Source organism: Aquirufa sp., assembly GCF_964796385.1.
In genome coordinates this window covers 1-12722 of the sequence record NZ_CBAUBA010000049.1, presented here as the reverse complement: position 1 = coordinate 12722, position 12722 = coordinate 1, and the positions used below count along the sequence as shown (strand labels likewise).

At 41.7% G+C, this 12722-nt stretch carries 9 protein-coding genes; all 9 read left to right on the top strand.

The window, feature by feature from the left end; all coding sequences use genetic code 11:
- The first annotated feature begins 33 nt into the window (after positions 1-33).
- Positions 34-1485 carry a Gfo/Idh/MocA family protein gene (locus tag AC1W6K_RS11230; protein ID WP_481947559.1) on the top strand — a complete coding sequence of 484 codons (1452 nt, stop codon included), beginning with the start codon at positions 34-36 and terminating at the stop codon, positions 1483-1485.
- Between the two features lie 107 nt (positions 1486-1592).
- Positions 1593-4748 (top strand): PVC-type heme-binding CxxCH protein, encoded by a 3156-nt coding sequence (locus AC1W6K_RS11225; RefSeq protein WP_481947558.1) that lies wholly within the window; start codon positions 1593-1595, stop codon positions 4746-4748.
- A 4-nt stretch (positions 4749-4752) separates the two neighbouring features.
- Positions 4753-5613 (top strand): ThuA domain-containing protein, encoded by an 861-nt coding sequence (locus AC1W6K_RS11220; RefSeq protein WP_481721627.1) that lies wholly within the window; start codon positions 4753-4755, stop codon positions 5611-5613.
- Positions 5614-5619: 6 nt separating this feature from the next.
- Positions 5620-6456 (top strand): sugar phosphate isomerase/epimerase family protein, encoded by an 837-nt coding sequence (locus AC1W6K_RS11215; RefSeq protein ID WP_481947557.1) that lies wholly within the window; start codon positions 5620-5622, stop codon positions 6454-6456.
- Between the two features lie 11 nt (positions 6457-6467).
- Complete coding sequence (locus AC1W6K_RS11210; RefSeq protein ID WP_481947556.1) at positions 6468-7874, top strand: Gfo/Idh/MocA family protein; 1407 nt, start codon at positions 6468-6470, stop codon at positions 7872-7874.
- Between the two features lie 107 nt (positions 7875-7981).
- Complete coding sequence (locus AC1W6K_RS11205; RefSeq protein ID WP_481947555.1) at positions 7982-9460, top strand: glycoside hydrolase family 28 protein; 1479 nt, start codon at positions 7982-7984, stop codon at positions 9458-9460.
- The gene (locus AC1W6K_RS11200) at positions 9457-10938 is read left to right on the top strand and encodes a glycoside hydrolase family 28 protein (protein WP_481721635.1); all 1482 of its coding nucleotides are present in this window, start codon (positions 9457-9459) and stop codon (positions 10936-10938) included. The genes AC1W6K_RS11205 and AC1W6K_RS11200 overlap by 4 nt, the downstream gene beginning before the upstream one ends.
- 6 nt (positions 10939-10944) lie before the next feature.
- Complete coding sequence (locus AC1W6K_RS11195; protein WP_481721637.1) at positions 10945-11619, top strand: glycosyl hydrolase family 28 protein; 675 nt, start codon at positions 10945-10947, stop codon at positions 11617-11619.
- 76 nt (positions 11620-11695) lie between these two features.
- A partial coding sequence (locus AC1W6K_RS11190; RefSeq protein ID WP_481947554.1) for a beta-N-acetylhexosaminidase occupies positions 11696-12722 on the top strand: 1027 nt, incomplete at its 3' end.

Below are 12722 nucleotides of genomic sequence, written 5' to 3'. Positions count from 1 at the left end.
CTTTAGCACTTAATTGAAAATCTCTAAACACCTATGAAAAATAAAAAAACGCTACCTGCACGTCGAGACTTTCTTAAGTCCGCATCCTTAGCCTCAGCAGGCTTTATGATTGTTCCCCGTCATGTCCTAGGGGGAAAAGGTTTTTTGGCACCTAGCGACAGGCTTGTCGTTGCTGGAATTGGCGTAGGTGGTAAAGGAAAATCTGATTTAAAGCATTTTTTTGAAAGTGGTAAAGCCGATATTGGCTATTTATGTGATGTCGATGATCGCATGGCAAAAGATTCCGTAGCGGCTTATCCCAAAGCAAAATATTATAAAGATTGGCGTGTGATGATGGATAAAGAGTCGAAAAATTTCGATGCTGTGTCTGTATCTACACCTGATCATAACCACGCGGTACAAGCCATGGCCGCCATGCAATTAGGGAAGCACGTATATGTGCAGAAACCAATGACGCATGATATTTACGAGGCGCGCATGCTGACTCAAGCTGCTGAAAAATACAAAGTGGTCACCCAAATGGGAAATCAAGGTTCTTCGGGTGATGGTGTACGCCAACTCGTTGAATGGTATGATGCTAAAATCATAGGTGATGTGCATACGGTTCAAATTTGGACAAATAGACCCATTTGGCCACAAGGTATTCCGTGGTCGACAGCTAAGCCACCAGTTCCTTCTGAATTAGATTGGGATTTATGGTTAGGCACTGCACCATATAAGGATTATGTAGATAATTTAATTCCGGGCTCTTGGCGTGGTTGGTGGGATTACGGTACCGGTGCTTTGGGAGATTTGGGTTGCCATCTAATGGAAGCTCCTTTCCGGGTATTGGGCTTAAAATATGCATCCGATGTTCAAGCAAGTGTTAGCAGTGTCTTTACTGCATTTGGTAAACGCGGTGTATTTTTAGATTCATGTCCCCCAAGCAGTCATGCTACCTTAACTTTTCCTAAAACAAATAAAACGAAGGGTCCTGTTACGATGCATTGGATGGATGGTGGAATTAAACCTGAACGTCCAGAGGAATTAGGACCTGATGAAATGTTTGGTGATGGTAATTCAGGCATTTTGTTCATTGGTACGAAAGGAAAGATGATGGCTAGCGAATATGCTGCCAATCCACGATTACTGCCATTATCACGCAACCAAGAAGTCAAAGTACCTCAAAAACTAGCGCGTGTAAAAGGAAGTTCGGAAGGCCACTACGCGCAATGGGTAGAAGGAGCGATTGCAGGTTATGGAAATAGCACATTAAGCTCGCCTTTTGAATTAGCAGGTCCTTTGACAGAAGCTATATTGATGGCGAATTTAGCGATTCGCGTTGCCGATATGCCTTTCCCTCGCAAAACAGGAAACGGCATGCATTATCCAGGGTCTAACACAAAATTATTGTGGGATAACCAAAATATGCGGGTAACGAATTTCGATGCGGCTAATCAATTCGTACAACGTACGTATCGACCAGGTTGGTCTTTAGGAGTTTAATTGGGTTAAATCCCTGATTTTTTTGGCAGAGAAGCCTATTTTTTGGTTTGAAAATTATTAAGCCAACTTATAATTATAACCATATATTTATTTAACCTCTATTCATTATGTCCATGAAAACAAAAGGATTATTTCTATTAATTCTGCTCTCGCTGAGCATTATTAGCTTTAATCAACCCGAAGTACCGAAGTTAATTCCCATTCAAAACAAAACGCAAATTGCGCTCATTGGTGGAAATTTAGGTTCTCGAATGATTAATTACGATCATTTCGAAACCGAATTGCACTTGCGTTATCCGGAAAGTCAGCTTTCTGTTCGGAATCTTTGTGACGGTGGTGATACGCCAGGTTTTCGCCCGCATTCTGCACGAAACCTACCTTGGACCTTTCCTAATGCAGAACAATTTCAAGATGAATATGCGAATAAATCAGGTAGCGAAGGACATCTAGAATCGCATGATGTGTGGCTAGGCCGACTAAAAACAGATGTTGTAATCGGATTTTTCGGGTTTTCTGAATCGTTTGAGGAGATAGCTAAAATTCCACGATATAAAAGTGAGTTAACCGCATTTATAAAACATACACGCGCACAAAAATACAATGGTGTCTCGGCGCCTACCTTAGTTTTGGTGTCGCCAATCGCTTTTGAAGATTTAACTGCGTTGTATGATGTACCTAAGGGAACGGTTGAAAATAGTCGGCTTGCCCAATACACTCAAGCAATGAAGGAAGTTTGCCAAAAAGAAAACGTTCTATTTATCGATGTTTTTACACCTTCCAAAGCTTGGTATGCGGCTAGTAAATCGCCTTTAACGATTGATGGTATTCAGTTAAACAATGAAGGATATCAGAAATTGGCAGTTTATTTGACTGATAAGGTATTTGGAAAAAAGATTCAAGCAAATGAGTCGCGCCGAGCTGATGTTTATGAGGCTGTGGCGGAGAAAAATTGGATGTGGCACAACGATTTTAAAATCCCGAATGGGGTTCACGTATATGGCCGTCGTTACAATCCTTTTGGTCAAGATAATTATCCAGCTGAAATTGAAAAAATTCGTCAAATGACTGATAATCGGGAACGTGCTATTCAAGCCGCTATCCACGGTAAGTCCTTTGATTTAGCTGCTGCAGATGCCCAAACAAGGCCCCTCGACCCAGTTAAAACGAATTTTAATCCAGAAAAAAATGGCAGTTTAACTTATTTACTCGGTCAAGACGCACTTAAGGCCATTAAAGTGGCACCTGGTTACAAAATTGACCTATTTGCTTCCGAGACGGAATTCCCAGATTTAGCGAAACCCGTGCAAATGACGTTTGACAATAAAGGTCGTTTATGGGTAGTTTGTATGCCTAGCTATCCTCATTATAAGCCTGGAGATCCCAAACCCAACGATAAAATTATTATCCTTGAGGATACCAATAACGATGGAAAAGCCGATAAACAAACGGTATTCGCTTCGGGATTACATGTGCCTGTTGGCATGGAGATTGCCCACAATGGAGTTTACGTCAGCCAAGGGACAAATCTCGTATTTTTGCAAGACACGAATGGTGACGACCGTGCGGATAAAAAAGAAGTTATTCTCAGCGGATTTGATGACCACGATACGCACCACGAAATCAGTGCTTTTGTAACGGATGAATCCGGAGCAATCTACATGGGCGAAGGTGTATTTTTGCACACGAATGTGGAAACACCTTATGGAACCGTACGCGCAACTAATGGCGGATTTATGCGCTATAATCCAGCGCGTAAACATTTAGAGCGCGTAGCTCAATTATCTATTCCAAATCCTTGGGGCATCGCTTTTGATAAGTGGGGACAGAATTTCTTCGGTGAAACCTCAGGTCCTGATGTGCGTTGGATGATGCCAGGTTCAACTAAAAATCGCTATGGTCAAACTGGCCATAAATCGTTCAGTTTAATTGAGGAAAAGCATTTGGTTAGGCCAACTTCAGGCCTAGAATTTGTCTATAGCAGGCATTTTCCTGATGAGGTTCAAGGTGATTTTTTAATCAATAATACCATTGGATTTTTAGGGATGAAGCAGCACCAATTGACCGATAAAGGTACGGGTTATGCGTTCAAGCACCGCCAAGATTTAATCGTCGGTGAAGATCGTAACTTCCGTCCGGTCGATATGGAATTTGCACCTGATGGATCACTTTATGTGATCGATTGGCACAATATATTAATTGGCCACATGCAACATAATGCAAGGGATCCATTGCGTGATCACTCGCATGGTCGGGTTTATCGCATTACATATCCGTCCAGACCTTTGGTGGTTCCCGCTAAAGTAAGTGGCGCGTCGATTGATGAATTATTGGAAAACTTAAAATTACCGGAGTATCGGACGCGTTACCGCGTTCGTCGGGAATTGCGTGGTCGTAATGCTGCGGAAGTTATGCCTCGCGTTCGCGCTTGGGTGGCAAAATTAAATGCCCAAGACCCTAATTTTGAACATAACTTATTGGAGGCATTATGGGTTAGTTGGGGCTTTAATAAAGTAGATCAAAGCTTATTAAATCGATTATTACAAGCCAAAGATTACCATGCACGTGCTGCTGCCGTTCGAGTATTGCGTTATTCGGGACATCAAGTTGTAAATCAACCTGCATTATTGGCAAAAGCAGCTCAAGACGATCATGGTCGGGTGCGCATGGAAGCTTTTGTTGCAGCTTCCTGGTTACCTAAAGAAAAAGCAAATCCAATATTCAATATAGCAAAAACGAAACCTTTGGATGAATGGATGGATAAGCCTTTTGAGATTGCGGTAGCACATGCCAATGGCGTAAACGTTGTCAAGAAAAAAGAGGTTGCGTTGACTTCTGATTTAAAAGGTAAGGATTTGGATTTATATCTAGAGGGTAGTAAAATCTATACCAAAGAAGGCTATTGCACAACCTGTCATCAAAGTAATGGAAAGGGCCTATCTGCTTCAGGTTTCCCTCCTTTAGCTAATTCGAAATGGTCAGTTGGCAGTGAAGAACGCCTCATCAAACTTGTTCTAAAAGGACTCATGGGACCTATGGAGGTTAATGGGGTTAAATACAGCGGACAAGTTCCTATGACACCTTACGGTGGATTATTGAATGATCGGGAAGTGGCAGCAGTGCTTACCTATGTGCGAAATTCATTTGGGAATAAAGCCTCGGCAGTTGATCCAATGAAGGTCAAAGCGGTTCGTGCATCTGTAGCTTCTAAAAAAGATATATACAACGCCTCACAACTTCTTGAGGAACATCCATTAGAGAAATAAACCAATGAAGAAATTTAGCTATTTACTCGTTTTAGCCCTTTGCTTGGGTTCTTATTTTTCCTTTTCCCAAAACAAAAAACCCCTAGTCGTTTTTGTTTGTGGCGATCATGAATACAGCGGTGAGAGTACTTTGCCCTTGTTGGCCAAAGCCCTGGAAACAAATTACGGGTTTCGGACTAAAATCTTAACGTCGTATCCCGATCAAAATGCTGAACGCGATATTCCGGGTTTAGATGCTTTAGCTGAGGCGGATTTGGCTGTATTTTTCTTGCGTTGGAGGCTTTTACCTGCCGACCAAGTGGCTAAGATTGAAGCGTATATGAAATCTGGGAAACCGATAATGGGATTTCGTACGTCGACACACAGTTTCAATTATCCTAAAGGAGATCCATTGGAAAAGTTTAATGGTTGGGCTGAGCAAGCATTCGGAGCTCCTCCGGGTTGGGGCGGTGTCTCTAAGCATACGCATTACGGACACAATGCATCTACAGATGCGAGCATAAATCCCCAAGCAGCAAAACACCCTATTTTGACGGGGGTGGACCCTAAGTTTCATGTTCGCTCTTGGTTATATCGGGTTTTACCAGATTATCCTGCGAAGGGAACTGAGTGGTTACTTATGGGAGATGCGGTGGATCCAGATAAGCCGGCAACGACTCAACCGATTGCTTGGACGTGGAAAAATCAGTTCGATGCGCGGGTATTTTTTACAACGATGGGGCATCCAGAGGATTTTGCAGTTGAGCCATTCCAGCGTTTAATTGTTAATGCCATTCATTGGGAATTGGGCTTAAAAGTGCCTAAAAAGTGGCCAGGTAAATTAGAAATAAATGTTCCTTACCGAGGAATGGTTAAATCAAAATAAGAAATTATGAAGTATAAGATTGCAATGAATACGCTGGTTTATGGGCCAGATATGAATGAGTCCATCATCCAGCACCTAGCTTACATCAAGGAAGTTGGGTATGACGGAGTTGAAATCCCCATTTTTGTCACTGATATTGACTATTGGACACCTTGGAAGAAGGAGATTGATCGCTTAGGACTTGAGGTTTTTACAGTTACCTTTTTGGGTGCTGATATGAATACGATTTCGGCAGATGCAAACGTTCGCCAAAAAGGGGTTGATTTCTTGAAAAAAGCAGTGGATATTACTGCCTATTTAGGTGCTTCCTACCTTTCAGGTCCATTTCATTCAGCTTTGGCAGTATTTTCTGGGGCTGCTCCCACACAACAAGAATTGGATTGGTCTAAAGAAAGTATGTTGGCCGTGGCCGATCACGCACAATCAAAAAACGTTATTCTAGGCTTGGAATATTTGAATCGCTTTGAGAATTATGTTGTCAGTTGTGCAGATCAATTGTATGCGTTGGTAAAAGCCATAAATCACCCGAACGTGAAAATCATGTTTGATACTTTTCATGCCCATATTGAGGAGTTTAATACGGGAGAAGCGATGGTACGCATTGCTGATGAAGTGGGACATATTCAATTGTCTGAGAGTACGCGAGCCACATTAGGGGAGGGGCAAGTGCGTTGGGATAATGTTTTTGACGGACTATCTCGAATGAACTACACGGGTTGGTTAGTAGTAGAGGCTTTTACTCCTTTGTTGCCAGCGGCTTGTATTTGGCGTAAAAACTATACGACAGAAGCGGAATTAGTCAAAAAGAGTTACGAACATATTCAAAAGTATTTAGGTGCTTAATCAACTGATTTATGGAAAATAATCGTCGGGATTTTCTCAAATTAAGTGGACTCACGGCTGTGGGCATGACCCATGCATGGTCCTCGAAAGATTCAGATATGGCCAAAGCGCCTGTTTCAATAGCTCCCAAGCAATTATTCAATATGTCTGGATATGCTGCCCCTAAATTAGACGTTGTTCGCATTGGATTTATTGGTTTAGGCAATCGAGGTTCAGGTGCAATCACACGGGTAAATCGTATTGAAGGAGTTCAAACGACGGCAATTTGTGATGTCCGCGTAGAAAAGGCACAGGCGGGCGCAAAAGCGCTCAAAAAAATGAATATTGAGCCGGTTATTTACACTGAAAAGGAGGATGCGTGGAAGGAGATGTGCCAACGGGACGATATTGATTTAGTCTATATTTGTACGCCATGGGATTTACACACGCCGATGGCGGTTTATGCCATGAAACAAGGGAAACACGTCGCCATCGAGGTGCCTGCTGCGACGACCTTGGAAGAGTGCTGGCAACTAGTAGAAACTTCTGAAAAAACGAAGAAGCATTGCATGATGCTTGAAAACTGTTGTTATGATTTCTTTGAATTGTTGACATTGAATATGGCCCGACAAGGCTATTTTGGAGAGATTTTACATGTGGAGGGTGCTTACATTCATGATTTATTGAGTGCAAATTTTAAGCAAAATCAATATCATGATAATTGGCGATTGAAATCGAATCTTCGGAATGGGAATTTATACCCCACGCATGGACTGGGGCCTATTTGTCAATTGCTTAATATTAATCGTGGGGATCAAATGGATTACCTCGTTTCTATCCAATCGAACGATTTTTCAATGCATAACATGGCGGTCGAGTTGGCCAAAAAAGACGCTTATTTCAAGGATTTCGTAGATAAAAAGTTCCGTGGCAATATGAACACCACATCGATTCGAACCCAAAAGGGAAAAACAATCATGGTTCAACATGATGTTTCAAGCCCACGTCCATATTCCCGTATTCATTTATTGAGTGGTACAAATGGTGTTGCCATGAAATATCCAGAACCTGGTCGGATCTCAAATCATCACCATGAATGGGTGAAACCTGAGCAAATGGCGGAATTGGAGAAACAATTTGCTCCGCCTATCATTGCGAAAATAGGTGAATTAGCGAAGAAAATTGGTGGCCATGGGGGCATGGATTTCATGATGGATTGGCGTTTAATTGATTGTTTACGCAATGGTTTGCCTTTAGATCAGGATGTTTATGATGCGGCAGCCTGGAGTTCGATTGTTCCCTTAAGTGAAATGTCGGTGAATAATCGCTCAAAAACCATTGATATACCTGATTTCACGCGCGGCTCTTGGAAAACAAATAGCCCAGTGGATATTACGTTGAGTCAAGGAGGGACAACTGGCGTGAAGGCTGTTTCCTAAGAGTTAACTTATTTTTCTAATATTTTTCCTTTGCTAGGACCTCTTTTAAAATAAACTTTTTTTTTCAAGTGTGATCACAAATTTATGTCGCACTAAACCTTCAAAAAATGACTAAGAATCTCTTAATTGTTTTGTTTTTGACGCTATTTACAGGTTTGACTACCTATGCCGAGGACTATAAAGCGTCTTTATTTGGTATTAAATCAAACGGAACTACGTTAAATACCACCAGTATACAAAAAGCCATTGATTACATTCATGAAAAAGGTGGCGGCCGACTCGTCTTCTACGTTGGCAGATACCTAACTGGAAACATTCAGTTAAAATCCAATGTAACGATTCACTTGGAGGAAGGGGCTATTTTACTTGGGTCCACGAATATTTACGATTATAATTTAGCGGAGCGTTTCCCTTCGTTAATTAGTGCGACTAAGGCTGATCACATTGCGTTGACGGGTAAGGGAGTAATTGATGGGCAGGGCAGGGACGTAGCTTATCAAGTTTCGGATCAGGTTCAAAAAGGTATATTAAAAGATGCTTTGGTGAATGATCGTTCTGCTCTTTGGCGACCAAAGGCAATTTATTTTCGGGAATGTACCAATGTTGACATTACGGGTATTGTCATTAAAAATGCTGCTGAGTGGGTCCTTGTTTGTGATCAATGCACGTACCTGAAGATCGATCGAATTACGGTTGACAGTAAGGCTTTTTGGAATAATGATGGTATTGATATTGTTGATTGCCAGCACGTTATTATTTCCAATTCTTTTATTGATTCAAGTGATGATGCGATTTGTTTCAAATCGCATGACCCAACCAAAATGTGCGATGATGTTGAGGTTAGAAATTGCGTTGCTCGGTCTAGTGCGAGTGGAATTAAATTTGGGACGGTGACATCTGGAGGGTATAAAAACTTTAAAATTATCAATAATAAGGTTTATGATACCCATCGCTCAGCTATTACAATTGCTACTCCAGATGGGGGTGTGGTCGAAAATATTTTGGTAGATAGTTTGTATGCGTATAATGTTGGCAATGCCATTTACCTGCGCATAGGAGCTCGCTGGAACAAAGGACGCGTGGGCAGTATGAGTAATATACGTATTCAAAATATGAACTGCGAAATTGCGGAGGGAAAGGCTGATGCGGGTCGCGAGTACGAGGGCCCTATTGAGGATTTGCCACGTAATATTTCACCTGCGAGTATTGTAGGTTTGCCAGGTCAATACATTTCGGATGTTACGTTACGCAATATCCACCTGGTTTATCCGGGTAATAGCAATCCTGCGTATGCTTTTCGCGGCCTTCTGCCGGCTGAATTGGATAGCATTCCTGAAATGCCCGCGGCATACCCTGAGTTTTCTCAATTTAAGGAATTACCCGCTTGGGGATTGTATGTACGTCACGCTAAAAATTTGACCTTAGAAAATATCACGTTCACGGCTAAATTAAAGGAGTATCGTCCTGCACTGGTGTTTGATGATGTCCTTGGTGGACGTTTAACAGGATTACGCTATGAGGAACCGGTTAAAAAGAAAAAGCAGGTACACTTTTATAAAACCAAAGATATAATTCAAACAAAATGAAAAACACACTAATTGTTCTGTTTTCAGTCATTTTTGGTTTTTCACTTACAGCGAAGGACTTTACCGTAAGTGATTTTGGAGCTAAAAATGATGGATTTACCATCAATACATCTACCATTCAAAAGGCTATTGACTTTGTCCACGAACAAGGGGGCGGCCGGCTTATTTTTGAAACCGGCTCCTATGTCACAGGGAGTATTTATTTAAAGTCGAATGTGACGCTTCATTTGGAACAGGGGGCTACGATTTTGGGTTCAACAAATCCATTTGATTATATAAAAGATGCCAAAATCGGATGGATGTCCATGATTTTTGCGGTTAATCAAGAAAATATAGGGATTACAGGGAAGGGTACTATTAATGGGCGTGGCTTTTTGACGGCCTATAATATGGTGAATTACATTCATCGGGGGATCTACACGGATCCTTTGAAGTATGACCGACCGAATGAAACGAATCGGCCACAAAATATCTATTTCCGGGAATGTAAAAATATTCGAATTGTGGATATTACGTTGCGCGATCCGGGTAGCTGGAATCAAACCTATGACCAATGTCAAAATCTATATGTGGATCATATTTATGTGGATAGTAAGTCATATTGGAATAATGACGGAATTGATATCGTGGATTGCGATGGGGTGGTTATTAAAAACTCTTATTTTGATGCAGCGGATGATGTCATCTGTTTTAAGTCGCATTCGGCGGAGCATATGTGTCAAAATGTGGTCGTAGATAATTGCGTCGGGCGATCGAGTGCTAATGGACTAAAGTTTGGGACGGTGTCTCGGGGTGGCTTTAAAAATTTCAAGATTACCAATTTGACGATATTTGATACGTTCCGTTCCGCAATCACCTTAGCGGCTGTAGACGGCGGGGAGATTGAAAATATTGTAATTGATGGGGTTCGGTCCATCAATACGGGGAATGTCATTTACTTAAGGCTCGGAGATCGCTGGGCAAAAGGAAAAAAGCCTTACATGAAAAATGTGACTATTTCGAATGTTTATGCGGAGGTTCCATTGACCAAGCCGGATGCTGGGTATAATTATGAGGGTCCCGTGGAGGATTTGCCTCGAAATATTTCACCGGCTAGTATCGTTGGCTTAGTGGAAAATAAAATCCAAGGTGTTCACTTGAAAAATATTCAAATTGTATATCCTGGTGAGGGGAATCCATTGTATGCCAAACGAGGTCTGAGTGCTGAGGAGTTAGACGGCGTACCTGAAATGCGGGATGCCTATCCCGAATTTTCTCAATTTAAAGAACTGCCTGCTTGGGCCTTTTATGTGCGACATGCGGAAGGGGTAAGCTTTGAAAATGTGACCTTTACGGCAAAAAAGAAGGATTATCGTCCGAGTGTCGTTTTGGATGATGTCAAAGATGTTAGTTTCACCGGGCTTGTTGTTCATGAGCCGGAAAGTGTGGGTAAACAACAGGTTTTCTCACACAAAACGAGTCAATTAATTATAAAATAACTGAGTATGAAATTTGTCCTAATTTGTTGGTTAGCACTTTGCCTTCCTTGGGCTTTGCAAGGTAAGGAGTATCATGCATCCTTGTTTGGCGTGAAGTCCGATGGGATTACATTGAATTCACGATCAATTCAGAAGGCCGTGGATTTTATTCAGGAGAAGGGTGGAGGTACCTTAGTTTTTTCAGTGGGACGTTATTTGACGGGAAGTATTCGATTAAAATCCAATGTCATGATTGAGCTTCGTGAAGGTGCCGTGCTTGTGGGTGCTTCTTCCCCATATGATTACATATCGGTAGGTGGGGTGCGGGCTTTGATTGTAGCGGAAGGAGAACAAAATGTTGGCGTATTTGGTAAAGGAGTAATCGATGGCCAAGGCAAAGGATTAGTGGCCTCTTTAACAACACAGATTCAAAAAGGTTATTTGCCTGAAGCAATTTCTCAGGCTAGTCCTGCCTTAGTGGCGATGAAAGGATGTAAGTCGGTGACCGTCACTGGCCTTCATCTTCAAGATGCTGCTGGATCCGCGCTATCGTTTACAGATTGTAGTCAAGTTGCTTTGACCGATTTATGGATCAAAAATCAAGCTGTGCCTAATATGCGCGGTTTAGTTCAGTCAAATTGTGTGGATTTAGTGGCTACCCGCGTGATGAATGATTTAGTAGCCAGTGGCAAGAAGCCTTGATTCTATCATTTTTTAATAGAATGGAATCTTGGAGGTTCTGTATTTTAGTTTGTCAACTACATTTTACACCGTGCTTATGAAAAATTTCTTATTTGTATTTTTAATTGCTTTCTCAGGTTTTGCGCAAAATACGTATCACCTCATTCCATTACCCAAAGCTTTGTCCCCAGTTGAGGGTCAATTTACGATCAAAAAAACCGTAAGTATCGGTTTTAGTCACCCAGAATTTGCGCCGTCTGCCCAATTATTAGCCACGTATATTCAAGATGCCTCTGGATTTCCTACGGCGGCCAAAGCTACACAAAAGGCGACCATTCAATTTTCGCAAAATAATTCTTTAGGCGATGAGGCCTACACGCTTCACGTCAGTTCCAATAAAGTTAGCATTGAAGCCAAAACGGGAAAAGGGGCTTTCTATGCGTTGCAAACTTTACTGCAATTGATGCCCGCTCAAGTATACGCTGGAGCTAGGTTGGCTGCTCCGATTTCTATTCTAAATGTTAAGATTCAAGACGAACCGCGCTTTAATTACCGAGGATTAATGCTGGATGTCGGTCGGTATTATTATCCGGTTGAATCCGTGAAACGGTTCCTTGATTTGATGGCTATTTATAAAATGAACACGTTTCATTGGCATTTGACTGAGGATCAAGGCTGGCGCATTGAAATTAAAAAGTACCCTTTATTAACGTCTATTTCTTCGGTACGAAAAGAAAGTATGTTGGGGCATTACAAGGATCAAAAATATGATGGTAAGCCTCATGGTGGTTTTTACACCCAAGAAGAAGTGAAAGACATCGTCGCCTATGCAGCAAAAAAATACATTGAGGTAATTCCCGAGATTGAAATGCCGGGTCATTCGCAAGCGGTTCTGGCCGCCTATCCTCAATTGGGAGCGAATGCCGACAAGCTTTATCAGGTGAAAACCAAATGGGGTATTTCGGAGGATGTTCTTTTCCCACGTGAAGAAACGTTTGAATTTTTAGAAAATGTATTAACGGAGGTGATGACTTTGTTTCCTAGTCAATACATTCATATTGGTGGTGATGAATGTCCCAAAACCCAATGGAAGGAGAGTCGTTTTTGCCAAGATTTAATTAAGA

Coding starts and splice junctions, on each gene's coding strand:
- AC1W6K_RS11230 (WP_481947559.1), top strand. CDS start 34: ATGAAAAATAAAAAAACGCTACCTGCACGTCGAGACTTTCTTAAGTCC.
- AC1W6K_RS11225 (WP_481947558.1), top strand. CDS start 1,593: ATGTCCATGAAAACAAAAGGATTATTTCTATTAATTCTGCTCTCGCTG.
- AC1W6K_RS11220 (WP_481721627.1), top strand. CDS start 4,753: ATGAAGAAATTTAGCTATTTACTCGTTTTAGCCCTTTGCTTGGGTTCT.
- AC1W6K_RS11215 (WP_481947557.1), top strand. CDS start 5,620: ATGAAGTATAAGATTGCAATGAATACGCTGGTTTATGGGCCAGATATG.
- AC1W6K_RS11210 (WP_481947556.1), top strand. CDS start 6,468: ATGGAAAATAATCGTCGGGATTTTCTCAAATTAAGTGGACTCACGGCT.
- AC1W6K_RS11205 (WP_481947555.1), top strand. CDS start 7,982: ATGACTAAGAATCTCTTAATTGTTTTGTTTTTGACGCTATTTACAGGT.
- AC1W6K_RS11200 (WP_481721635.1), top strand. CDS start 9,457: ATGAAAAACACACTAATTGTTCTGTTTTCAGTCATTTTTGGTTTTTCA.
- AC1W6K_RS11195 (WP_481721637.1), top strand. CDS start 10,945: ATGAAATTTGTCCTAATTTGTTGGTTAGCACTTTGCCTTCCTTGGGCT.